Here is a 22,752-nt window from a genome sequence, read left to right on the forward strand (position 1 = left end):
CCCAGCGGTCTATCGAAACGGCGTCTTCGACCCTACCGTAGGATCCCTTGCTGTTTGCGCCGCCCATCCTTCCTCTGGCGGCGCCGTTCGATCCTGCCACCCCTCCCCAATGACTTCCCGACGCGATTTCCTCCGGCAGGGCGGCACCGCCCTCGGCGCGTCCATGGGTGCCTCGCTGTTGGCCGGCAGTGCGCTGGCTGGCATCCCGCGACTGCTCGCGGCCGCACCCGCGCCTGATCCCGCCGCGCTCGAGGCGTTCACCGACATCGCCAACGTCCGTGAACTCATGAACGCCGCGCTCAATGCCGCCAAGATGGCCGGCGCCACCTACGCCGATGTGCGTTGCAGCCGGCAGCGGCAAAACTTCGTCTTCACGCGCGAACAACAGATCCAGCAGGTGGTCGACACCGACACCGTGGGCATCGGTGTTCGCGCGCTGGTCGATGGCACCTGGGGCTTTGCCGCCACACGCCTGCTCACCACCGACGGTGCGGCTGCGGCCGCGCGCGAAGCCGTGGCCATCGCCAAGGCGTCACGTGTGGCGCGCGCGAATCCCATCGAGTGGTTGCCCGCGCCCGTGGTGGCCAACGGGGTGTGGAAGGGCGCCTACACGCAGGACCCGTTCGACATTCCGGTGGAGCAGAAAGCCGAACTGCTGCTCAAGGCCAATGCCAACGCGCTCAAGGCGAAGAACGTGAAGTACATCTTCTCGGGCTTCTTCTTCGTGAAGGACGAGCGCAACTACGCCAACACCGACGGCACGGTCACCAAGCAGGATGTGGTGCGCACCTGGCCCACCATGCAGATCACGGCCGTGAGTGCCGACTTCACCGACTTCCAGAACCGCAGCAACATGGTGGCTCCCATGGCGCGTGGCTGGGAATACGTGTTGCAGAATGATCTCGTGGGCAACGCGCAGAAGTGGGGCGAAGAAGCGGCCGCCAAACTCACCGGCAAGCCCGTGGAAGTGGGTCGCTACGACCTCGTGCTCGATCCGATGAATCTCTGGCTCACCATTCACGAGAGCATCGGGCATCCCACCGAACTCGATCGTGCGATGGGCTACGAAGCCAACTTTGCGGGCACCAGCTTCATTGCGCCGCCCGACAAGATGCTGGGCACGCTCAAGTACGGTCCGTCGATCATGAATGTGCAGGGTGATCGTTCGCAGGAAGGGGGCCTCTCCACCATCGGGTGGGACGACGATGGTGTGAAGCCCGACGAATTCCTGATCGTGAAGAACGGCATGTTCAACGACTACCAGACCACGCGCGAACAGGCCCCGTGGCTGCGGTGGTGGTACGAGAAGAACAAGCGCCCCGTGCGCTCACATGGCTGCGCCTATGCGCAGGGGTGGGACAACGTCCAGTTCCAGCGCATGCCCAATGTGTCGCTCATGCCGGGCGAGAAAGATCTCATGATGGACGATCTCATCGCCGCCACCGATCGTGGCATTCTCATTCAGGGCGATGGCTCGTTCTCCATCGATCAGCAGCGGTACAACGCGCAGTTCGGTGGCCAGCTCTATCACGAGATCAAGGGCGGCAAAGTGGTCGGTGTGCTGAAGGATGTGGCCTACCAGATCCGCACACCGGACTTCTGGAACAGCATGGACATGATCGGCGGCAAGCGCAGCTATCAGTTGGGTGGTTCGTTCTTCGACGGCAAGGGACAGCCTTCGCAGGTGAACGCCGTGAGTCACGGTTCACCGCCGGCTCGGTTCCGCAACGTCAACGTCATCAACACGGGGAGGAAAGGCTGATGCCGGTTCGTGCAGACAACGGCGCCATCCTCACGCGTGAGCAGGCGCAAGCCATCGTCGAGAAGGCGGTGAAGCTGTCCAAAGCCGATGCCGTCGACGTGCAGGTGAATACGTACACGCGCGGCAACATCCGCTTTGCCGACAACCAGGTGAGCACCGCAGGCTCCACCACCGATGCGCAGTTGGGTATTCAGAGCGCGTTCGGACCCAAGCACGCCGTGGTCACCACCAACGATCTCTCCGACGCGGCCATCGAACGGGCGGTGCGCGAGAGCGAGCGTCTCGCGAAGCTTGCCCCCGATGATCCGGAATCGATGCCGCAGCTTGGCACGCAGCAGTACACACCGGTCAACGCGTGGTTCGACAGCACGGCCAATCTCAGCGCGGATGATCGCGCCAAAGCCGCACTCACGGCGCTCGAACTCGCGCGCAAGGCGGGGGATCTCAAGGCGGCCGGATATCTCGTGACCACCGCCGGTGCGCTCGCCATCGGCAACAGCACGGGCATGTTCGCCTATCATCGCGGCACCAACGCGAACTACACGCTCACGGTGCGCACGGCCGATGGCACCGGCTCCGGCTGGGCCGCCGCTGATCACGCCGACTGGGCACAGCTCGACGCCGTGCGGGTGGCCAACACCGCCGTCGAAAAGGCACGCCTCTCCCGCAATCCCGTGGCCATCGAGCCGGGTCGCTACACGGTCATTCTCGAACCACAGGCGGTGGGTGATCTGGTGCAGCTCATCGGCAACTACGCCGACGCGCGCAGTGCCGACGAAGGCCGCAGCCCCTTCGTGAAGCAGGGTGGTGGCAACAAGGTGGGCGAGAAGATCGCCGACGAGCGGGTCACCATCTTCTCCGATCCGGCCGACTCTCAACTGCTCGGTCGTCCGTGGGACTTCGAAGGCATGCCACTCGGCCGGCAGACCTGGATCGAGAAAGGGGTGCTCAAACAACTCACCTATTCGCGCTTCTGGGCGAAGAAGCAGGGCAAACCCGCCACCGGTGGCTTCAGCACGTTCAAGATGGCCGGCGGCACCAAATCGGTGGACGATCTGATCAAGGAAACCACCCGCGGGGTGTTGGTCACACGCCTGTGGTATCTGCGTGAAGTGGACCCACGCACCATTCTCTACACGGGACTCACGCGCGACGGCACATTCCTCGTGGAAAACGGAAAGATCACCAAGGCCCTGCGCAATTTCCGCTTCAACGAGTCGCCGCTGTTCATGCTCAACAACCTCGAGGAGCTGGGACGCGCTGAACGCCTGGCGGGCACCGAACAGGGTGGGGATGTGGTGATGCCATCCATTCGCGCGCGTGACTTCAACTTCACGTCATTGAGCGAAGCGGTCTGAGTCTCGAGGAGAGAAAACAGAAAGCCCCCCAATCCAGCAGCAGAGGATTGGGGGGCTCGCGTTATTGATGTCTTCTGCGCTCAGCTCGCGCGTCGCCGCACGGCCACGCCCATCACACCGAGTCCGATGGCCAGCAGCACCACAGTGGCCGGTTCGGGCACCACATTCGTCGCGTACGTTACGCCAGGCGAATACTGATGGTGCTCTGGTGCACCAAAAATGGGCAGCCGAGAACCGATCGTATTGCTCGACACGTTGCTGCCATTCAACGTGTAGTGCAGCTCCATGCGATCCCAGGAAAATCCAGCGGGCAGATTCACCGTGTTTGTGCCCACATGAATGTACTCCGTGACCACGTTCGACTGTGTTTCGGTGAAGACCGTGCTGCCATTGAGAAACAGGTTCAACGTGTAGTCGCCAGTTCGTGTACCGTACTCGCTCACGTAGAAAGCCATGAACGTGTACTGTGAGACCGCTGCGGTGGTCGACCACTGTCCACCAATGGCCGAGATGCGCCAGAAGAAGCTGTCGCCTACCTGCAGATTGGTGCCGATCATGGGATCACTTCCCGGCGCCAGCACGGGGGTGTTTCCGCCCGTGTAGTCGACGAGGAAGTTGTACGGCTGCGCGTCGGCGACACGCGCGGTCAGGATGGCCACGCCCACGGCGGCGGACCGCATCCAGCGATTCATGAAAGCTCCGAAAGAAAAAGCCGTTGCGTGACCGGTGCGATCACGACAGAGGAACGAATAGTGCAAAGACCAGGCGACATACGGCGAATGGCTCTTGGTCCCATGTGACAGGCAACCTACGCCTGTTCGTCGCAGAAAAAACGAAGCCCCCAACCCGGTGCGTGGTGCACAGGGTTGGGGGCTCGGTCATGTCGCTGTTACACCGCGGGCATCACTTGCCGCCGTTCTTCGCCACCTTTTCCACCTGCTCCATCACACGCAGCAGATTGCCGCCCCAGATCTTGTCGATCTCGGCCTGCGTATAACCACGACGGACGAGCTCGGCGGTCACGTTCATCGTCTCGCTCGCGTTGCGCCAGCCATCCACGCCGCCACCGCCATCGAAGTCGGAGCTGATGCCCACGTGGTTGATGCCGATGCGCTTCACCACGTAGTCGATGTGATCGACGAAGTCCTTCACCGTGGCCGGCGGATCGCTCGGATAGCGGCGCGCGGTGATGTCTTCCTGCTTGGCCAGATAGTCGTTGCGCTTGTCGTTCGGCAGCGCCTGGATCTGCGCCTGCTGTTCCTGACGGCCCGTGGCGGTGATGCCGAATTCCTTGCGCAACTGCTCGGTGGCCGCTGCACGCGCCTGTTCACGCGGCACGTCACGCTTCGGGTCGCACTTCACGTAGCTGTTGAACGCCACGAGCTGGATCACGCCATTGTTCTTCTTCATGGCGTCGATCTGCTCGTCATCCATGTTGCGGCTGTGGTTGCAGATCGCGCGCACGCCCGAGTGTGACCCCATGATCGGCGCCTTGCTCAGCGCCACCGTCTGCATCATCGACGCCTTCGACGGGTGCGACACATCGACCATGATGCCCACACGGTTCATCTCGGCGATGACCTGCCGGCCCAACGGCGAGAGGCCGTTGTGCAGCCACACACCATCACGCTCACCGGTGTTGGAATCGGAGAGCTGGCTGTGACCATTGTGCGCCAGTGACATGTAGCGGCCACCGAGGTCGTAGAACTTCTTGACGTTGGCAATGTCACTGCCGATGGGGAACGCGTTCTCCACACCGATGAAGATCACGCGCTTGCCGGTCGCATGAATGCGACGGGCGTCAGCGGCCGTATATGCGATCTCGGCGCGTGTCGGCGCAATCTTCTCGGTGAGGCGATGGATGGCCTCGAACTTCTCGATCGCCTGCGCATTCGCCTTCGCGAAGCTGGCCGCGTCGAGCGTCGGCGCCTGGCCCACGTAGACCACGAGGAACGCGCCGGCCAGGCCGCCCTCTTCCATCTTCACGAGGTCCACCTGCGTACGCGGCAGCTTGGTCGCGTAGTTGGGACCCGATTCGGCGAAGTTGGTGGGCGAAATGTCCACGTGCGTGTCGATGGACAGCACCTTGGCCTGGATCGCCTTCGCCGTGGCCTGTACCACCGCTTCGTCGGTGACCGGCTTGCCAGACTGGGCGCCCAGCGTGGCCGCTGAGAGCAGGGTGAGCGGCGTCAACGCAAACGCGGGCCGGAACGCACGGAATGCCGTACGGGATGTCGTCATATTTCGGTGTTGGTGAGGGGTCACGCCTTCTGAAACGATACGCCCGATTGTCGTGCGCCGCTGACATCACCAGCCCCGAGATATTGGCATGGTGGCGCGGCGCGGCTTTTGTGATTTGTCCAACGACCCGCTGAGCTGCGTCAGCGTTGTCAGTCCCGCTTGCCGAGTGCGGCCGGTGCTGCGGTGCGGCCACTCGCGCCCGCCAGCACCAGCAGGGTCAGCACATAGGGCAGGGCCAGAAACAGTTGGTACGGTACACCGGCCCAGCCCATGGCCTGAAACAGCGTCTGCAGGGAGTTGGCTGCCCCGAACAACAGGGCCGCGGCGGCCACACCCAGCGGTTGCCAGCGCCCGAGCACCACGATGGCGATGGCGATGAACCCGCGCCCGGCGGACATCCCTTCCACAAATGTCCCGGCCTGGGCGAGCACCAATGTCGCGCCTGCGAGCCCGGCCATGGCGCCCGCGAACAACACGGCCAGGGCCTGCACACGCCGAGGCGCGATACCAGCCGCGACGGCGGCGTCGGGATATTCACCGGTGGCCCGCAACGCGAGTCCAGCGTGGGTGTGGCGCATCCACCAGCCCAGAACCACCGCGATGAGCATCGCGATATAGGTCATCGCGGGCTGCGAAAAGAACGCCTGACCGATCAGCGGAATCTGCGAGAGACCGGGCACGGCGAGTTCACCAGCCGTTGGCGTGGAGAGTGCCACCCCGGCGTCACCAAACACCGAACGGTATAGCGTGCCGGTGAGGCCGAGTGCAAAAAGCGTGATCGCGGTGCCAGTGATGATCTGGTCGGCGCGCATCCCCACGGCAAACCACGCGAACAGTGCGGCGATCGCCATACCGGCCAGGGCCCCCGCTACAAAGCCACCACCGACTCCCACCACACCTGCTGCCACGGTGCCGCCGAGGGCGCCGGCAATGATCGAGCCCTCGAGTCCGATGTTGATCACACCGGCGCGTTCGCTCACACACTCACCCAGTGCCGCGAGGGCGAGTGGGGTGGCGGTGCGCACCGTCGATTCCAGAAACGCGCCGCCGATGTCCATGACCTCTGTGGTGCTCATAGGCCGCTCCTGCCACTTGCCGTACGCGCACGCCAACGATCGAGGGCCACCACCAGCAGGATCAGCACGGCCTCGACCACCGAGACCACCACACTGGGCACTCCGGCGTCACGCTGCATGGCATTGGCGCCGGCCTCGAGCGCGCCAAACAACAAGGCCGTGCCCAACACCCCAACTGGATGCAATCGCGCCAGCAAGGCCACGGCGATGGCGGTGTAGCCGTAGCCCGGCGAAAAGTTCTCGTACAGCGCGTAGGTGATGCCCAGGTACTCCACGGCGCCGCCCATGCCAGCCAGCAGTCCGCTCAGCGCAAATGCGAGCAGTAAGGTGCGTCCCACCGGAATCTCTCCAGCGCTGTGGGCTGCCCGGGGATTGGCACCAACGGCGCGCACCCGAAACCCACTGGCGGTGTTGAACAACCACCACGCCAGCACCGCCGCCGTGACGAGCAACAGGGGCACACCGGCATGCAGACGCGTGCCGTCCAGCAACACCGGCAGTTGCAGCGACACCGGCAACGACGACGACTGCGGATTGATGTGCTGCGGTTCCTGCAGCGGGCCGCGCACCAGCCATCCGGTGAGATTGAGCGCCACGAAGTTGAGCATGATGGTGCTGATCACTTCCAGCACACCGAAACGCAGGCGCAGTACACCCGCGACCGAAGCCCATACACCACCGGCCAACGCCCCACCCACAATCATCCCGGGGATCGCCAGCCACGGTGACGTGTGTTGCAGCGGCAGCGCCAACGCCGTGGCGGCGGCGGCGCCCATCAACAGTTGCCCCTCGGCGCCCACGTTCAACACGCCGGCGCGAAACGCCAACGCCACGGCAAGGCCGGCAAATCCCAGCGGCACCATGCGCACCACGGTGGCTGATGTGATCGCATACCACGATCCGAACGCGCCGCGCACCAACGCCGTCAGTGCCGGTCCTACCGCATGTCCGGTAGCCGCGAGCAGGGCGGCCAGCAGCAGGAGCGCCACGACCAGCAACACGGCCACCTGTCCTGCCGCCAGGACGGCCGACCGCAACGGTGGCGTGCGATCCCGCATCGCGGGCGCAGCGACCGGTGACGGTGTGTCGCTACTTCCACCGGTCAGGTTTCCATTCGGATGTGCATTCATGCCGACGATCCGGCCGGCGTGCGGTCGGTATCACCCAGCGATTCCGGTGCGTCGTCGGCGAGAGTACCCAGCATGGCACGTCCCACGGCATCGCGGTCCGGGATCACTTCGTTCACCAATCCGGCATGCATGGCATACACCCGATCCGCCAGCATCAGCACCTCATCGAGGTCGCTGCTGTACATCACCACGGCGGTGCCACGATCGCGCGCCGCGCGCAATGCCTGTTGCACGGCCAGCGTGGCTTTGAAGTCGAGACCGCGCGAAGGATTCTCCACGACCAGTGCTGGCGGCTCACCGCTCAGTTCTCGCCCCAGCACGAACTTCTGCTGATTTCCACCGGAGAGCGCGCGCGCGGGCGCGGCAGCGCCGGTCGCACGGACATCGAAACGGGAAATCAACTCGTCCGCCGCCCGACGGAAGTACGCCCAGTCGAGCCGCCCGCCACGCAAGCCGGCGCCGCGCAAGGCGACGTTTTCGAACAGCGGGGCATCCAGCAACAGCGCATCACGATGACGGTCTTCCGGCACAAAGCCCACGTCGGCCGGACGCACCACGGTGCCCTGTTCCGGTGTCAGGCGCCCCGACAACAGTCGCAGCAGCTCGTGCTGGCCCGCACCTTCCACAGCCGCCACGCCGACGATCTCGCCCCGATACACCGACATGTTTGCGCGCTGCACACGCACCACGCCGCGGGCATCGCGCCACGTCACCTCGCGCAACGAGAGCACCGTCTCCGGAGCCTGCGTTGGTGCCACCGCGGTGTCGTCGAGTGCTGGTGCGGCATGCTCCGCCGCGACGACGGTCTCTGCATCCACGTCGCCAGGCGCAGCGATGGTTCTCTCACCCAACATGGCATTGGCCAGATGCGCTTCCGTGGTGTCCGCCGCACGCATCGTGAGCACCGAACGTCCGCGATGCAGTACGGTCACATCATCGGCTACTGCCAGGGCGTCGCGCAGTTTGTGCGTGATGAGCACCACCGCATTGCCCGCGTCGGCAAATCGACGCACCCACGCCAGCAGTTCGCGCGCCTCCGACGGCGCCAGCACGGCGGTGGGTTCGTCGAGAATGAGCAATTGTACATCACGCGCCAGCGCCTTCACGATTTCGCAGCGCTGCTGCGCGCCCACCGGCAAGGAGTCCACACGGGCCGATGGGTCGAGCGACAATCCGGCACGGGCGCCCACCTCACGCACCCGTGCCGCGGCGGCTTCCCGATCGAATCGCCCATGCCCACCCAGCGCCACGTTTTCAGCCACGGTCATGGCCGGTACCAACGTGAAGTGTTGGTGCACCATGCCAATGCCCATCGACAACGCGTGGGCCGGTGAACGCACACGAAGTGATGCACCACGCCAAAGCATCGTGCCACCATCGGGGGTCAGCAGACCGAAGACGAGGCGCATGAGGGTGGTCTTGCCTGCGCCATTCTCGCCCAGCAGCGCGTGCACGGTTCCGGCGCGGACCCGCAGGGAGGCGTCATCGAGTGCCTGCACATCGCCAAAGCGGCGTGAGAGCCTCTCGAGAGACAGCAGCGTTGTTTCACTCTGCGCGGTCTCGCCCCGCCCCATCATCACGAACCAGTGGGCAGATGCAGGAAAGACCAGGGGAGATTGAAACGGTCCATCAACCACGCACCAACGGCCTGCACACCCAGTGTCTCGGTGGCGTAGTGGCCGGCATACACCACACACAGGTCGTGCTCGATGGCTTCGACCGTCGTGTGGTGCGGACCTTCTCCCACGATCAGTGTGTCGATGCCCTTGGCACGCGCTTCCTGCAGGGTTTCCGATGATGCGCCGCCACCGGTGCAGATGGCCCAGCGCTTTGTCGTGCGTCCATCCACCGGCACGGATGTGCGGACGGTGCCGCCATAACCGGCCGCGTAGTGGCTGACTCGCGCCACGAGATCGGCCGTCGATTCATTGGCCGTCCCGGCGACACCGATGTCGATGGTCTTGTATCGCGCAAAGCCCGCATCGGGTGTGAGGGCGAGGGCGTGCGCGAGCCGCGCATTGTTGCCCAGCGTGGCGTGCAGGTCGAGTGGCAGATGCGATGCGTACACCGCGATGTCGCGTTCGAAGAGGGTGCGATACTTCGCATAGCGCACACCCACGAGGGGCTGCGCGCCGCTCCAGAACAATCCATGGTGCACGATCAACAGATCAGCACCCGTGGCGGCGGCCATATCGATGCTGGCTTTCGATGCATCCACCGCCGTCGCGATTCGATGCACACGTCCACGATTGGCCACCTGCAAACCGTTCACGGCGCCGCCGTAGTCGGGCACGTCGAACGTGCGCAGCTCACTGTCGAGGGCTGCGACAACTTCGTACAGCGATGCACCGGCGGTTTCCATGCTCACGGCTTGGACGGTGCTGCAGGCGCTGTGGCGGGCGTGGTGGCGCTGTCTCGGCCGATCATGTCGGCCAGCGCGCGGAAGGTGCCCGCCTTGAGTTCCGCACCCACCGAATCCACGGCCGCTCTGGTGGCAGCGGAGATACGGTCGGCGAGCGCGTCGTTCAATTCGAGACGCACCACATCGTCCTTGATACCGAGGTGGATCACGCGGCCCTGAAATGCACCGCTCTGCACTTCCCGTCCAATCAACATGAACGCCTTCGGCAAGTCGATCACCACGCTGCCGAGGATCACGTCAGGGGCGATGGCGTTCTGATTGGCGTTGGTGCCGAATGCCAAAGCCTTCTTTTCTTTCACCGCCTGAAAGACACCTAACCCGGCGGCGTCGGCGTTCTGGAAGATCACATCCACACCGCGGGCGAGCTGGGCGAGCGCCTGCTCCTTGCCGGCGCTGACGTCATCCCAGTTGCCGACGTAGCTCGTGATCACTTCGACTTTGGGGTTCACCGACTTTGCACCCCGCGTGAACGCCTCGAAGCTGGCCTTCACGGGCGGCAGCTCGGTGCCGGCGATGAGTCCGAGCTTGTTGGTGCGGGTCGCGGAGCCGGCGATCATGCCGGCCTGATACGACGCCTCTTCGAACAGGAAGGCCACCCCGGCGAGGTTCTGGCCGGTGACCCGCCCCGAGGTCACCACATAGATGGTGTTGGGATAGCTGGGCGCGACTCGGCTCGCCGCATCCTGAAATTCAAAGCCGTGGCCAAAAACCAGGCGATAGTTCTGTGCCCCGTACTGCCGGAAGTTCTCCTCGAACTCGGCAGGGGTCTTGGTCTGAATATGAGAGACTTCTGCGCCAAGGCTGTCGCGCAAACGGAGCAGCCCCTCGTAGGCACTGCCATTCCATGACTTGTCTGAGATCGGTCCCGGGGTGAGCAGTGCCACCCGCAGCTTCGGCGCAGCACCGTCGGCCGGGCGGTCCTTGTCACCACCACCACAGGCCACCAGCAGAGCGGTGGCGGCAACCACACCCGCCCGCGCGAATTGACGCGCGCTCCTATCGATCGACAAAAACATACTGTATGCCTCTATGATGGCTTGATGATGCTATTCGAGTGATACGCCCAACAGCCCGAGCACGCGCTCGAGATCATCATTGGAGAAAAACGCGATGCGCACTTCTCCCTTGTCCTTGGCCGTCAGATTCAGTGAGACGGTCGTTTGCAGTTTCCGGCGCAGCTTCTCTTCGATCTGACGGACGACGGCAGCCGAGGCCCCGGCTGGAACGGTTTTCCCGGCATCGGCGGCCGGCTTGCGCCCGGCGGCTGGCGGGGCGGGACGGCCAGCCTGGACGCGTCGCTCCACCTCGCGCACCGAGAGCTGGTTCGCTACCACATCACGCGCGAGATCGACGATGGCCCGCTCACTGGCCAGTGGAAGCAGGGCGCGGGCATGGCCTGCGGTGAGCTGCTTTTCCTGCAGCATGCGGCGGACGGATGCCGGCAGTTGGCGGAGGCGCAGGGCGTTGGCCACCGTCGAGCGGTCCTTGGCGACGATGTCGGCGACTTCCTGGTTGGTGAGCCCGAAGTCGTCGATGAGGCGCTGGTACCCGTCGGCCTCTTCGATGGGATCGAGATCGGCGCGCTGCAGGTTCTCGATCATGGCCAGGGTGAGCAGCGTCTTGTCGTCGACGTTGCGCACGAGGGCCGGGATCTCGGTCCAGCCCAGGCGTGTGGCGGCGCGGAAGCGGCGCTCGCCAGCGATGAGTTCGAAGCCCTGCCCGTTGGGAGCCGGCCGAACGGTGATGGGTTGGAGGAGGCCGTTCACCCGGAGACTGCCTTCCAGGTCGGCCAGTTCTTCGGGGCGAAATTCCTGACGTGGCTGGAACGGGTTGGCGCGAATCTGGGAGAGCGAGAGCTGCCGCAGTGTCCCGGCTTCGCCGACCGCCTCGGGCTCCGCATGCCCACCCGCTGTGCCACTGGCCACCGCGCTGCCGCCGGCGTTGTCCGGCGCGTCAGCAGCGCGAGCCGTCGCGGCGGCGTCTGCAGCGGCGGGCTTGGGATCACGACGAGCGAGTAGCGCGTCGAGACCGCGGCCGAGTCGGCGGGGAGGTTCGGGGGTCATGAATGCGTGTCAGTGACGGCAGCGGTGCCGTGTTCGTGGGAAGATGGAGCGTACGACTTTGGTCTTACAGTGCTGGTGTGCTTTTGCGGTCGATCATTTCGCGGGCGACGGCCATGTAGGCCTGAGCGCCAACGGAGGCGATGTCGTACACCACGATGGGTTTGCCGAAGCTGGGTGCTTCAGCGAGGCGGATATTTCGTGGGATGACGGTCTGGAAGACCTTGTCGCCGAAGTGTGCGCGGGCATCGGCGGCCACCTGTCTCGAAAGATTGAGGCGGGCGTCGTACATGGTGAGCAGGACCGCTTCGACATCGAGTGTGCTGTTTGCCGAGTCCTGCACGCGTTGCACGGTGCTCAGGAGCTGGCTGAGCCCTTCGAGGGCGTAGTACTCACACTGCAGGGGAATGAGCAGAGCGTCTGCCGCTACGAGCATGTTCAGTGTGATCAGCCCGAGCGATGGTGGGCAATCGATCAGGATGAAGTCGTAGCGATCGCGGATAGGGGCCAGCGCGTCGTGCATCCTCGAGATGCGGTCGTCGGCATCGACCAGTTCCACTTCCACGGCGGCCAGATCGGGCGTCGTGGGGAGTACATCGAGGTGTCGGAACTGGACGCCACGCACCAAGGCCTGATCGACGGAGGCCTCTCCGAGCAGGACGTCGTACGTATTGAGCGTGAAGTCTTCTCGACTGATGCCACAACCCGACGTGGCATTGCCTTGGGGATCGGCATCAATGAGCAGCGTGCGCTGCTCCGCGACGGCGAGGGAGGCGGCGAGATTGACGGCTGTCGTGGTTTTACCGACGCCGCCCTTCTGATTGGCAATAGCGAGGATGCGTCCCACAGAGGCTGGCTAGAGGGGGTTCGCGCGGACGCGAAGTATAGGAAGAACCCCTGCCAGTAACCATGGCGGCGGTCGATTTCCGGCTGAATCCGCTTCTATGGCAGCCATTCCAGGCGGAAAACTGCCTGTGTTTCACGTGAAACCAGGCCAATGTGGGAGAGCGTGGAGTCTTTTGCTCTTTCAACAAAGGGGCGTGAATAGCTGGAACACAGATAGCACAGATCGACCAACAGCATTGCACAGATACTGCTTCATGGAAGCTGAGGATCTTTGAAAGCGACCATTTCAATCATTTTGATCTGATCTAGAATGTGGCTGTTCGCTGTATCTGTGTGATCGCAGTTCCCATCTGCGCCATCTGTGTTCCAGCCGTTCACGATCTCTGTTGAACGCCCATGATTGTGAATCGCGCGCCCAAAGCACGGTCGATATCGGCCGATCTCCCATTCGAAGCCATCACGGCGTTTCACGTGAAACCGAATCCCACATCACGAGAGCGCCGAAAGCAAAAAGGGCCCGATCCAATGGACCGGGCCCCCTTCCCTGCCTGGTGACGACTAGCGCTTCTCGAAGCGCCAGCGCGTCATCACACTCACCGATACGGTGGTCGTGCCTTCCGCGACCGGCGTTGGCATCGAGGCGTCAAAGCCTTCGGCCTTCGCCATCGCCATCATGGGACGCGGCTCCGGGCGCTCGTACTCGTTGATCGACAGCTCGAGCAGTTCGGCCACACGGCCGCCAGCCGCCTGGGCGGCCACCTCCGCCTGCTTCTTGGCCGTCGCCACTGCCTGCGCCAGTGCGGTCTCCTGCGCCTTGGTACGGTCCTTCACCAGGAAATCGAGGCCGGCCACACGGTTCGCTCCATTCGTGAGACCCGCGTCGATGATCTGACCAGCCTGTTCGAGCTTGTCCGTCTCCACCTGCACGATGTTGCTCACCCGATAGCCATCAATCACCACTCGGCGTTCCTTCTCGTCGTACCGCTGCACCGGCGAGACACTGTAGTTCAGCGTCTGGATCTGGGCCGCCGGAATACCAAGCGCGCGGATGGCGCTCAGAATGGCCGACTGCTTCTTGTTGTTTTCCTGGGCCGCCGCAGCGGCGGTCTTCGACTGGGTCTCCACGCCCACCTGCACGCGCGCCCGGTCGGGCGTCACCTGCACCTCGCCACGCGCCGACACCATGATGGCCGGAGGCGGCTGCACGGGCTGGGCCTGTGCCACCACCAGGCGCGGAGAGACCATCGCAAAACCCGCGGCAGTCATGGACACCATCGAACGCTTCGACCAGATACGGCGCATATAGAAACCCTGTGATGAGGGATGAGAACTCGTTGGAACCTGAAAGAACCTGCCGCACATCCTACCCAACGACCACCAAGAATGTGTCACCAGCGTTCCGATGTCCCTTCGCTGTGGATGTAAGACGCCACACCGGCAAAATCTTGCACACTGTCGCGATGTGCGGCTTTATCAAGCCAGTAGAAGGACACTGATTGTGTGTCTCTGAATTCGCTCCACGGCCATCGCGCGCCGTTCGTGAGCGAAACATGCGAGAAGTACTCGATGGCATGCCCATTCCCGCCTCGAGGCCATAAAGAAACTCACGAGCGCCTTTTCGGCCGATTTTCGACGCAGAAGAATCAGGGACCAAACGGAAACGCGTATCACAAATATGTGTCATTTCTAAAACAGTATTCGGTCATAATAGCATCATTTAATGTCATTCTCAACAAAGAACAACAATTCTGTGATCATATGAACGTCAGAAAAAGAAGAACGGCAACGCCCCAGAGCGCTGCCGTTCGTTGCCATACTATATAGATGGAGCTGAGAGCTCTGCCTGTCACCTATCACTGAACCTCCCGCGACATCAGTGCTTCCGCAGCTCCAGCATCAGGTTCTGCAGGTCGGCAGGGCTGATTCCGGGAATCGCGCTCGCCTGCGCCAATGTCCCGGGTTTGAGTCGCTCAAACTTCTGTCGTGCCTCGATCGACAAAGTCCGCATCGCGGCATAGTCCAGGGTTGGCGGTAGCACGACGGCGCCCTGTGCCACCAGTCGATTCGCCTGGAGACGTTCCCGCTCGAAGTACCCGGCGTATTTGATCTCCAACTCAGCCCCCACAATGGCATCACGGGGCAGTTCGGCACCAACACCGGCTGCGTCAAACAGCACCTGCAGCGTGATCTCGCTGCGGCGCGCCAGCTCCACCGCGCGCACCGCGTGCGCCAGCGGTCGTGTTCCGGCGGCTTCGAGAATCGGGTCGGCAATGGCCGGCGACATGCTGGTGGCCTCCGCCAGGCGCAGCGCTTCACGCACGGCGCCAAGTCGCGCATGCAACACCTCGAGCTCTGCGTCCTGCCACAGTCCCGCAGCTTCAGACACCGGAGCCAGGCGTGACAGCGCATTGTCCTGGCGTACGGTCAAACGGAATTCGCTGCGTGACGTGAACAACCGATAGGGCTCATCCACCCCACGGGTGGTGAGGTCGTTGATCAGCACACCGATGTAGCTGGACTCGCGCCCCAGCACGATCGGCTCACGCTCCTGAGTGAATCGCGCGGCATTGAGTCCTGCCATCACACCCTGCCCGCCAGCCTCTTCATAGCCGGTGGTGCCGTTCACCTGTCCCGCGAAAAACAACCCATCGATCGCACGGGAGCCCAGCGATGGCCACAACTGCGTGGGCGGATAGTAGTCGTACTCGATGGCGTAACCGGCGCGTGTCATGCGCACGTCTTCGAGGCCATGCACACTGCGCAACACCGCCAGTTGTACTGGTGCCGGCAGCGATGTCGACAGGCCGTTCACATACAGCTCGCTCGTGTCGTGTCCTTCCGGCTCGAGAAAGAGCTGATGCCGCACCTTGTCGGGAAACTTCACAACTTTGTCTTCGACACTCGGACAGTAGCGTGGTCCACGTGATGCAATGGCCCCACCATACATCGCCGACTCATTGATGTGCTTCGCGATCAGCTCCGTGCCCGCTTCTTCCAACCAACCGACCCAGCATGGCATCTGCTCCGGACTGCGCATCGCGCCATCCGCCGTACGCCGCGGTGTCGTCCAGAAGTGTGACCACGAGTAGTCGAAGAGATCGATCTCGCTCTCCTGCCGATCGAAGCGTGTGTAGTCGACGCTGCGTCCATCGATACGGGGTGGTGTGCCGGTCTTGAATCGTTCCGTCGTGAGTCCCTCGGCATCGAGTTGTTGGCCGAGGTGCACGGAAGGCGCTTCACCGGCCCGTCCACCACTGATGCGGGTGTCGGTGCCGATGTGCATGGTGCCGCGTCCAAAGGTGCCCGTGGTGAGCACCACCGCGCGCGCGCCGAAGCGACGTCCTTCCATGGTTTCTACGCCGGCTACTCTGCGCGTCGCGCCACTCGCCAGACTTCCGGCATCGTCGAACAACAACCGGGCCACCATGCCTTGCATCGTCACCAGGTTTGGTTGTGCCTCCAGCAACTGCCGAACCGCGCGGCGATACAGCCCGCGATCGCATTGCGCACGTGGCGCCCACACCGCCGGTCCCTTGCCGCGATTGAGCATGCGGAATTGCACGGTGGCCATATCGGTCGCGCGGGCCATGATGCCACCCAGTGCGTCCACCTCCCGCACCACAGTGCCCTTCGCGATACCTCCAATCGCCGGATTGCAGGAGAGCTGGCCAAGCTGTTCGAGCGCGCCGGTGATGAGAGCCACCCGTGCGCCGGAACGCGCGGCGGCGACGGCGGCCTCTGTGCCCGCGTGGCCACCGCCGATCACGATCACATCGAACACGCTCTCGAACGAAGCCTGCGGCGAGGCCCCGATCGTATCCCGAGCACTCAAAACTCACCTCTCCCGACAGTAGTTTTCTGCATGCCACTGAATCTCTCGCACACCGGTCCGACGCTCATCCTTCGCAAGAGCGCCTTCGAACGTGTCGGTCTGACCCGCACCCAGATCGACGAAGCACTCAACCTCACCGCCGACGAGTTCCGGGTGGAAGGGGAGCTCATCGCGATCGGCCCGCTCGTTGGCGAAGACACCGCCACCGACCTCATTGCGCAGCTCGAAGACGCGGGACTCGCGTACTACGATGATTTCTTCGAGCTGAGCGGCAATTGGCCTGAATGGCTGCGGCTTTTTGCCATGGACTCCCGAGCCACCGGCTCAACGACCTGAGCGCGTCTGGTTTGATGACGGTGTTTGCAGGCGGGCACGCGCAGCGTCGGTGCGTGCGGTGTTCGCCTGTCGCCACGCGCGTCGGCGTTCCCGCTCCCGCGCGACCCAGGCATCGCTCCGTCGCAGCAGTCCTTCCCAGCCGCACGCCACACACCAGCTCCGGCGATTGCGTTCACCAAAACTGATCACGCGCCACCAGCCATTGCGCTCCACCGCATGGGTGTCGCCGTCACACACGGGACAGCGGTCACCTTCAGTGATCATCCCGAGAAACACGGTGGTCAACAACCAGAACATCGCGAGCTGAAGCGATGCGATGACCACGATGAAAATGATCGCGTCCGACCACGTCCAGCCCGGTGCTCCGGCCTGCAACATCAGAGGCGCCGTTCCACGGCGTCCCACGGTTCGGCATAGGCCACCCCCTCTTCCACCCGATCGATCACCACGTCGGTGCCGAGCGCCAGCGCGCTGTCGTCCATCGACTGCGCCGGCAGCAGATACTCGCGACCATCCAGTGCATACCGCAGTTGTCCGCGTCCGCCGCCGGCGACCGCCTGGGTGATATGCGCCAGGGTGCCCTGCAGCAGATAGCGTTCATCGACATGATCCGCGCGCGCACCGGGAATGGCCCACCGTGCGATCAGCAGCGACTGCAGCGCATACGTTGCACCGCCGGCACCCAGCGCCACCAGCAATTGCCAGTACCACGCCCATTCGTTGGCGCGGGTGAGCAGATAGCCGGTGAGGCCGAAGCCCACGGCAAATGCCGCGAGACTGGCCAGGTTCAGCGTGGGCGAAGGCTCGGCGGCAGGGTTGTGCTCACTGCGACGCTCGTGCGGGGCGACCGCGGGCTGCACCGAACGCTCGGTGCCGTACAACATCGCGTATACCCCGAGCACGAGCCCGGTCAGCAGAAATCCAAGGGCGACAACGGTCACGACAGGTTCCAGAGTGTTGCTGATCTAGCGGACGACGGGTGGTATGCCCTCAAAAGAAACACTGATTCGCCGTTTCATGGCACCCACGGACATTCAGAGGTCCACTTTACCGCACCCACCCCTCGAGCCCGGGCCGTAGAAACTCCGCTGCTCGCCACTCGGCATAGTACCATGGCGCCCATGGCCGGCCTCCCGCAGTGAAGCCCACATGCCCGCCACGCACCGGAAACTCCGCCTCCACGCAGGGCGTGGCGGCCACCGCCTCGCGCACCTCATCCAGCACATCTGCCGGCAGGAAGGGATCGTCGACCGCCGACAGCAGCAAGGTCGGCCGTGCGATGTGCGAGAGGTACGGCAGCGAACTGGATCGCGCGTAGTAGTCGGCCGCGTCGGCAAACCCATGCACCGGGGCCGTAAATGCGTCGTCGAAGTCCCAGAGCGTGCGAATGCGGGACACCGGCTGGAGATGCCGCAGCTCAGGGTGCCGGCGGACTTTTGCCTGAGCCTTGGGAATCAGGGATCGCAGAAATGCGTGCTCGTAGAGCACACCGAACCCCTGCCCGATTCGCCGCGACGCCCGGGCCAGATCAAACGGCACCGAGATCGCCACCGCGCCGGTCACCTGAGGGGACAAGCGACCTCGTTCCTCTCCCAGCAGCTTGCACAACACGTTGCCGCCAAGCGATACCCCCACCAGCCCGATGGGCGCCGAGGGATATCGACTGGTCAGTTGGTCCAGCACCCAACGCGCGTCACCGGTTTCCCCGGAATGGTAAGAGCGGGGGAGACGGTTCGGTTCGGAACCACAGCTACGGAACAGCAGCAGGTCGGCCGCCCAGCCGCGGCTCCGTGCCTCCCGGAATAGCGCCCGCACATAGTGCGAGTGCACTCCGCCCTCGAGTCCATGCAACAGCAGCAAACGGGGACTCTGGGCCCCACGCGCGCCGGCCAATCGCACCAGATCGACAAAATCGCCGTCTGGCGTGTCCCAGCGCTCTATGTGCGTGGGAGCTGGCGGTTCGCGGCGTCCCACGCGACCCCAGATGGTGGCCGAGTGTGGGTCGGGCAGCCACCAGGCCGCACGGTATGGCCGGGTTGGCGGGGGCGCCGCTCCCGGTACCGCGGACGTGGTGGATGCCGTGAGTGGAGTGGATGCAGGCATGGGCAACGCACAATATGTAGTCATGCCCGCGCTGCTTCAGAGTTCATCCGCCGTCGGTGCCGCCAGTGTCGTTGGCGCCACCACCATCATCAGCGCCAGCTTTGCCGCCGCGTTGGCGGGCGCGGTGATGGCGGCAGCGCTCAGCGCGATGGTCGGTCATGGCATCCTGCGTCCATTGCTCGAGGCCCGTGGCATTGTCCCGTGGACGGTGCGCGATTCACTGGGATCACTCCCCCTGGTGATCTTCGGGAGCGCACTGGCCGCCGGCAGCACGATCTACGGTGCGGCACGGTTCTTCAGCGCCGAGCCACTGGTTCGCGTGTTATGCTTGGCGCTGCTTTGCGCGGGGCTGCTCGCTGTGCGTCTCGGATTGCTTGCCCTGCGCAAGTTGACGTGATTGCCGGCTGACGCCCGAATCGTCTCGCCGAACCCCCCACCCTCCTCGTGTGCTCTCGCGTCTCGCCAGAAATCTGACGTTCCAGGTCCTCGTCGCCGTGACCATCGGCGTGTTGATCGGCGTAGTGGCACCCGATACCGGCAAGGCGCTCAAGCCTATCGGTGACACCTTCATCAATCTCGTGAAGATGGTGATCACGCCGATCATCTTCCTCACGATCGTGCATGGCATTGCCAGCATGGCGGACCTGCGGAAGTTGGGGCGTGTGGGTGGCAAGGCGTTGCTCTACTTCGAGATCGTCTCCACCCTGGCCCTCGCGATCGGCCTGGTCATTGTGAACGTGACCAAGCCCGGCGCCGGCCTCGATATCTCCGCGATGGCCACGGGGGATGTGAGCAAGTACACCACGGCCGGCCAAGAGCAGAGCATGTTGGAGTTTCTGCTGCATATCGTGCCCAGCAATGTGGTGGCGGCCTTTGCCAGTGGTGAGCTGCTGCCGGTGGTGTTCTTCTCGGTGCTGTTTGGCGTGGCGCTCACCGCCGTGGGCGACGCCGGGCGTGATCTCATCGACCTCCTCGTGCGCCTGCAGGCGGTGTTCTTCCGCATCGTGCACATCGTCATGAAGGTTGCGCCGCTTGGCGCATTGGGCGCGATGGCGTACACGGTTGGCGCGTTTGGTCTGAAGACGCTGCTGCCACTCGGCCGTCTGATGCTCGATGTGTACGCCACGATGGCGGTGTTCATTTTTGTGGTGCTCGCACTGATCTGTCGTGCGTTCGGATTTCGTCTGTGGCCCTTCCTGCGCTACATCCGCGAAGAGATTCTGCTGGTGCTCGGCACCTCCAGCAGTGAAGCCGCCCTGCCGCGCATGCTGGAAAAGCTCGAGCGGTATGGGTGCGCGCGACCGGTGGTGGGACTGGTCATTCCCACTGGGTATTCGTTCAATCTCGATGGCACGAGCATCTATCTGTCGATGGCGGCGATCTTCATCGCCCAGGTATACGGCATCGACCTGAGTGTTGGTGAGCAGCTCACCTTGCTGGGCATTCTCATGCTCACCAGCAAGGGCGCGGCGGGAGTGACTGGCTCGGGGTTCATCGTGCTGGCCAGCACATTGGCTGCCACACGCACGGTGCCCGTGGAAGGTGTGGCGCTGCTGCTCGGTGTGGATCGCTTCATGTCGGAAGCGCGCGCCATCACCAATCTGATCGGCAATGGTGTGGCCACGCTGGTGGTATCACGCAGCGAAGGCGCATTCGACGATACCAAGCGCGTGATCGCCGAGGAGGAAATGCGGCGCGGAGCCTCGGTGTGACCTCGGGATATTCGGGAACACCCCTCGCACAGAAGCTGGGCATCAAGCCCGGTCATCACATCGCGGCTCTTGGCGCGCCGGCGCACTATCTCGAGCTGCTCGATCCCATGCCCACCGGCGTGCGCATCGATGATGCGGTGTCGGCGGATGTGCGTCTCGTGCACCTGTTTGTCACCGAGCAGTTGGCACTGGAAGCGCAGTTGGCGAAGCTGCGTGCCACGGTGGCATCGGATGTGGTGGTGTGGGTCTCATGGCCCAAACGCACATCGAAAGTGCCCACCGATATCACGGAAGACACCATCCGCGACATCGCACTGCCCATGGGCTGGGTGGACGTGAAAGTGTGCGCGGTGGATCTGGTGTGGTCGGGACTCAAGCTGGTCGTGCGCACGGCGCTGCGCTGACGGCCTGCCATACCGTACGATGTCACCGTTACGTTTGACGCATGCCTCCCGCTGACCTGCAGGTTCAGATCTTCGGCACCAAGAAAAATGCCGATACACGCAAGGCGCTGCGCTTTTTCGCTGAGCGGCGTGTGAAGACACATTTTGTCGACCTGGCCGAACGTGCCGCCGCACTCGGGGAGCTCAAGCGGTTTGCACAGAAGTTCGGCGTGGACGCGATTCTGGATCGGGACTCGAAACGTTTTGCGGAGCTGGGGCTGCGCACTGCCATGTACGGCGAGGAGCGTTGGCTGAGCATCCTCGCCGATGAGCCGTATCTGTTGCGTCAGCCGCTCGTGCGCCTGCAGAACAAATTGTGCGTGGGCGTCGACGAGAAGCTGTTCAAGGAGTGGTTGGCGTAGCTCCGGTCCCCTACGGCGTGGTCACGTTTGGCGTGTACACCACACCGTCGGGTGTCTCGCCGGCCTTGATCTCGCCGAGCACTTTCCGCGCGGCCACATCGATGATGGCCACCGTCGCGTCCTGGCTGTACGACAGGAACACGTACTTGCCATCGGGCGAGAAGATGATGCCCTGCGGCGCCTTGCCGGTGAGTGTGAGGCGGCCGAGTTCCTTGCGCGACGCGCGATCGATGAAACGCAGTTCTTCCTTGCGCAGATCGGGCATGACCACGAGCCGGTTGTCGGGCGAATAGAGCACCCGATACGGCCAGCCAAAGCCTTCGGCCGCTGTGCTGACCGCACCGGTGCGGGTATCCACCACGCTCACGAATCCGGTGGCGTTGCTGCCCACCCAGACTTCACGGCCATCGGGTGTGACATTGATGGCTTCGGGCTGCGCCGGCACGGCGATGGTACGCAGCGACTTGCCGGCGACCAGGTCGAGTTCCGACACCGTGTGGCTGCCCATGTTGCCAGTCCAGCCACGTGTGCCGTCGGCCGTGATGCCCACCATATGCGAACCGTTCTGTTCGGTGGGGATGACCTTGGCGATTTCACCGGTGGCCACGCGCACCAGCAGCAGCGCGCGATTGGCTTCGGAGGTCACGGCCACGAGCGAATCGCCCGGTAGTAACACGAGGCCATGTGGACGACGGTATTCCCCCAGTGGTGCGGTGCGCGTGACCCGCTTGGATGGCACGTCGATGAAGGTCAGCGTGCTGCCGGGCTGCGGACCGGTGCCGTAGTCGGTGACAATGGCGGTGCGCCCATCGTGCGTGAGGACGATTTCATGCGGACCGTGGCCCGTTGGCAGCGTGGCCAGCGTGCGTCCCGAAGCCACGTCGATGATGGTAGCCGTACCCGGCGTCTTGTTGGTGACGACGAGCGTACCGCGCATGCCAGCCGGAGCCTGCGCCATGAGGGCCTGTGGCAGCAGCGCGCACAGGGATGCCGTCAGCGCGGCCATGGCCATGGTGACCGTAGCGCGGCGCGGGAGAGACTGGGACGGAGGCATGGGCGGTCTGGTGAG

22 protein-coding genes are annotated in these 22,752 nt (G+C 63.8%); 7 read left to right on the forward strand and 15 right to left on the reverse strand.

What is annotated here, in order from left to right; all coding sequences use genetic code 11:
- Positions 1–109 precede the first annotated feature (109 nt).
- Both GAU_RS00095 and GAU_RS00100 read left to right on the forward strand, forming a co-directional pair.
- The gene (locus GAU_RS00095; RefSeq protein ID WP_012681508.1) at positions 110–1,762 is read left to right on the forward strand and encodes a TldD/PmbA family protein; all 1,653 of its coding nucleotides are present in this window, start codon (positions 110–112) and stop codon (positions 1,760–1,762) included.
- Positions 1,762–3,120, forward strand: coding sequence for a TldD/PmbA family protein (locus GAU_RS00100; RefSeq protein WP_012681509.1), 1,359 nt, complete (start codon positions 1,762–1,764; stop codon positions 3,118–3,120). The genes GAU_RS00095 and GAU_RS00100 overlap by 1 nt, the downstream gene beginning before the upstream one ends.
- Before the next feature lie 80 nt (positions 3,121–3,200).
- Here the strand turns inward: GAU_RS00100 and GAU_RS00105 are convergent, their stop codons facing one another.
- The 11 genes from GAU_RS00105 to mnmG form a co-directional block, all read right to left on the reverse strand.
- Positions 3,201–3,812 carry a PEP-CTERM sorting domain-containing protein gene (locus GAU_RS00105; protein ID WP_012681510.1) on the reverse strand — a complete coding sequence of 204 codons (612 nt, stop codon included), beginning with the start codon at positions 3,810–3,812 and terminating at the stop codon, positions 3,201–3,203.
- 211 nt (positions 3,813–4,023) lie between these two features.
- Positions 4,024–5,361, reverse strand: a complete 1,338-nt coding sequence (locus tag GAU_RS00110; RefSeq protein ID WP_012681511.1) for a dipeptidase — start codon at positions 5,359–5,361, stop codon at positions 4,024–4,026.
- Positions 5,362–5,510: 149 nt separating this feature from the next.
- Positions 5,511–6,437: an ABC transporter permease gene (locus tag GAU_RS00115; protein ID WP_012681512.1), complete on the reverse strand. Its 927-nt coding sequence runs from the start codon at positions 6,435–6,437 to the stop codon at positions 5,511–5,513.
- A complete protein-coding gene (locus GAU_RS00120) occupies positions 6,434–7,567 on the reverse strand; it encodes an ABC transporter permease (RefSeq protein WP_052574154.1) in 1,134 nt (377 codons plus the stop codon). The genes GAU_RS00115 and GAU_RS00120 overlap by 4 nt, the downstream gene beginning before the upstream one ends.
- Positions 7,564–9,144: an ABC transporter ATP-binding protein gene (locus GAU_RS00125; RefSeq protein ID WP_012681514.1), complete on the reverse strand. Its 1,581-nt coding sequence runs from the start codon at positions 9,142–9,144 to the stop codon at positions 7,564–7,566. Before GAU_RS00125 ends, GAU_RS00120 begins: the two co-directional genes overlap by 4 nt.
- Positions 9,144–9,929, reverse strand: a complete 786-nt coding sequence (locus tag GAU_RS00130; RefSeq protein WP_012681515.1) for a Nif3-like dinuclear metal center hexameric protein — start codon at positions 9,927–9,929, stop codon at positions 9,144–9,146. Before GAU_RS00130 ends, GAU_RS00125 begins: the two co-directional genes overlap by 1 nt.
- A gap of 2 nt (positions 9,930–9,931) precedes the next feature.
- Entirely contained in the window at positions 9,932–11,005 is a 1,074-nt protein-coding gene (locus tag GAU_RS00135; protein ID WP_012681516.1) for a BMP family protein, read from the reverse strand.
- Positions 11,006–11,035: 30 nt separating this feature from the next.
- On the reverse strand, positions 11,036–12,052 hold the full coding sequence (locus tag GAU_RS00140) for a ParB/RepB/Spo0J family partition protein (protein ID WP_012681517.1): 1,017 nt from the start codon (positions 12,050–12,052) through the stop codon (positions 11,036–11,038).
- Positions 12,053–12,116: 64 nt separating this feature from the next.
- Positions 12,117–12,896 (reverse strand): ParA family protein, encoded by a 780-nt coding sequence (locus GAU_RS00145; protein WP_012681518.1) that lies wholly within the window; start codon positions 12,894–12,896, stop codon positions 12,117–12,119.
- Between the two features lie 557 nt (positions 12,897–13,453).
- Positions 13,454–14,197, reverse strand: a complete 744-nt coding sequence (locus GAU_RS00150) for an SIMPL domain-containing protein (protein ID WP_012681519.1) — start codon at positions 14,195–14,197, stop codon at positions 13,454–13,456.
- A 571-nt stretch (positions 14,198–14,768) separates the two neighbouring features.
- Positions 14,769–16,727: a tRNA uridine-5-carboxymethylaminomethyl(34) synthesis enzyme MnmG gene (gene mnmG, locus GAU_RS00155; protein WP_197526022.1), complete on the reverse strand. Its 1,959-nt coding sequence runs from the start codon at positions 16,725–16,727 to the stop codon at positions 14,769–14,771.
- Positions 16,728–16,757: 30 nt separating this feature from the next.
- On the opposite strand from mnmG, the gene GAU_RS00160 reads away from it, so the two are divergent.
- Positions 16,758–17,063: a hypothetical protein gene (locus tag GAU_RS00160; protein ID WP_012681521.1), complete on the forward strand. Its 306-nt coding sequence runs from the start codon at positions 16,758–16,760 to the stop codon at positions 17,061–17,063.
- On the opposite strand, the gene GAU_RS00165 is transcribed toward GAU_RS00160, so the two are convergent.
- The 3 genes from GAU_RS00165 to GAU_RS00175 form a co-directional block, all read right to left on the reverse strand.
- Positions 17,052–17,441 carry a hypothetical protein gene (locus GAU_RS00165; RefSeq protein WP_012681522.1) on the reverse strand — a complete coding sequence of 130 codons (390 nt, stop codon included), beginning with the start codon at positions 17,439–17,441 and terminating at the stop codon, positions 17,052–17,054. The two genes, GAU_RS00160 and GAU_RS00165, sit on opposite strands and share 12 nt — an antisense overlap.
- Positions 17,441–18,004: a hypothetical protein gene (locus GAU_RS00170; RefSeq protein WP_012681523.1), complete on the reverse strand. Its 564-nt coding sequence runs from the start codon at positions 18,002–18,004 to the stop codon at positions 17,441–17,443. Before GAU_RS00170 ends, GAU_RS00165 begins: the two co-directional genes overlap by 1 nt.
- A 106-nt stretch (positions 18,005–18,110) precedes the next feature.
- The gene (locus tag GAU_RS00175) at positions 18,111–19,166 is read right to left on the reverse strand and encodes a YheT family hydrolase (RefSeq protein WP_169307544.1); all 1,056 of its coding nucleotides are present in this window, start codon (positions 19,164–19,166) and stop codon (positions 18,111–18,113) included.
- Between the two features lie 22 nt (positions 19,167–19,188).
- Between GAU_RS00175 and GAU_RS00180 the strand changes: the two genes are divergently transcribed.
- The 4 genes from GAU_RS00180 to GAU_RS00195 are packed head-to-tail and all read left to right on the forward strand — an operon-like array spanning position 19,189 to position 21,683.
- Complete coding sequence (locus GAU_RS00180) at positions 19,189–19,563, forward strand: hypothetical protein (protein WP_012681525.1); 375 nt, start codon at positions 19,189–19,191, stop codon at positions 19,561–19,563.
- Between the two features lie 49 nt (positions 19,564–19,612).
- Positions 19,613–20,878, forward strand: a complete 1,266-nt coding sequence (locus GAU_RS00185; RefSeq protein WP_012681526.1) for a dicarboxylate/amino acid:cation symporter — start codon at positions 19,613–19,615, stop codon at positions 20,876–20,878.
- The gene (locus tag GAU_RS00190; RefSeq protein WP_012681527.1) at positions 20,875–21,282 is read left to right on the forward strand and encodes a hypothetical protein; all 408 of its coding nucleotides are present in this window, start codon (positions 20,875–20,877) and stop codon (positions 21,280–21,282) included. Before GAU_RS00185 ends, GAU_RS00190 begins: the two co-directional genes overlap by 4 nt.
- Positions 21,283–21,323: 41 nt before the next feature.
- Positions 21,324–21,683 (forward strand): arsenate reductase family protein, encoded by a 360-nt coding sequence (locus GAU_RS00195; protein ID WP_012681528.1) that lies wholly within the window; start codon positions 21,324–21,326, stop codon positions 21,681–21,683.
- Positions 21,684–21,693: 10 nt separating this feature from the next.
- Here the strand turns inward: GAU_RS00195 and GAU_RS00200 are convergent, their stop codons facing one another.
- Positions 21,694–22,737: a YncE family protein gene (locus GAU_RS00200; protein ID WP_012681529.1), complete on the reverse strand. Its 1,044-nt coding sequence runs from the start codon at positions 22,735–22,737 to the stop codon at positions 21,694–21,696.
- Positions 22,738–22,752 lie beyond the last annotated feature (15 nt).

It is taken from the genome of Gemmatimonas aurantiaca T-27 (assembly GCF_000010305.1).
GTDB classification, from domain to species: Bacteria; Gemmatimonadota; Gemmatimonadetes; order Gemmatimonadales; family Gemmatimonadaceae; genus Gemmatimonas; species Gemmatimonas aurantiaca.

Bases quoted from the DNA above. Each gene is read 5' to 3' on its own strand.
- GAU_RS00140 (WP_012681517.1), bottom strand. From the start codon at position 12,052: ATGACCCCCGAACCTCCCCGCCGACTCGGCCGCGGTCTCGACGCGCTA.
- GAU_RS00200 (WP_012681529.1), bottom strand. From the start codon at position 22,737: ATGCCTCCGTCCCAGTCTCTCCCGCGCCGCGCTACGGTCACCATGGCC.
- GAU_RS00120 (WP_052574154.1), bottom strand. From the start codon at position 7,567: ATGAATGCACATCCGAATGGAAACCTGACCGGTGGAAGTAGCGACACA.
- GAU_RS00110 (WP_012681511.1), bottom strand. From the start codon at position 5,361: ATGACGACATCCCGTACGGCATTCCGTGCGTTCCGGCCCGCGTTTGCG.
- GAU_RS00100 (WP_012681509.1), top strand. From the start codon at position 1,762: ATGCCGGTTCGTGCAGACAACGGCGCCATCCTCACGCGTGAGCAGGCG.
- GAU_RS00165 (WP_012681522.1), bottom strand. From the start codon at position 17,441: ATGTTGCAGGCCGGAGCACCGGGCTGGACGTGGTCGGACGCGATCATT.
- GAU_RS00175 (WP_169307544.1), bottom strand. From the start codon at position 19,166: ATGCCTGCATCCACTCCACTCACGGCATCCACCACGTCCGCGGTACCG.
- GAU_RS00115 (WP_012681512.1), bottom strand. From the start codon at position 6,437: ATGAGCACCACAGAGGTCATGGACATCGGCGGCGCGTTTCTGGAATCG.
- GAU_RS00135 (WP_012681516.1), bottom strand. From the start codon at position 11,005: ATGTTTTTGTCGATCGATAGGAGCGCGCGTCAATTCGCGCGGGCGGGT.
- GAU_RS00095 (WP_012681508.1), top strand. From the start codon at position 110: ATGACTTCCCGACGCGATTTCCTCCGGCAGGGCGGCACCGCCCTCGGC.
- GAU_RS00180 (WP_012681525.1), top strand. From the start codon at position 19,189: ATGCCCGCGCTGCTTCAGAGTTCATCCGCCGTCGGTGCCGCCAGTGTC.
- GAU_RS00150 (WP_012681519.1), bottom strand. From the start codon at position 14,197: ATGCGCCGTATCTGGTCGAAGCGTTCGATGGTGTCCATGACTGCCGCG.
- GAU_RS00125 (WP_012681514.1), bottom strand. From the start codon at position 9,144: ATGATGGGGCGGGGCGAGACCGCGCAGAGTGAAACAACGCTGCTGTCT.
- GAU_RS00130 (WP_012681515.1), bottom strand. From the start codon at position 9,929: ATGGAAACCGCCGGTGCATCGCTGTACGAAGTTGTCGCAGCCCTCGAC.
- GAU_RS00160 (WP_012681521.1), top strand. From the start codon at position 16,758: ATGCCACTGAATCTCTCGCACACCGGTCCGACGCTCATCCTTCGCAAG.
- GAU_RS00195 (WP_012681528.1), top strand. From the start codon at position 21,324: ATGCCTCCCGCTGACCTGCAGGTTCAGATCTTCGGCACCAAGAAAAAT.
- GAU_RS00105 (WP_012681510.1), bottom strand. From the start codon at position 3,812: ATGAATCGCTGGATGCGGTCCGCCGCCGTGGGCGTGGCCATCCTGACC.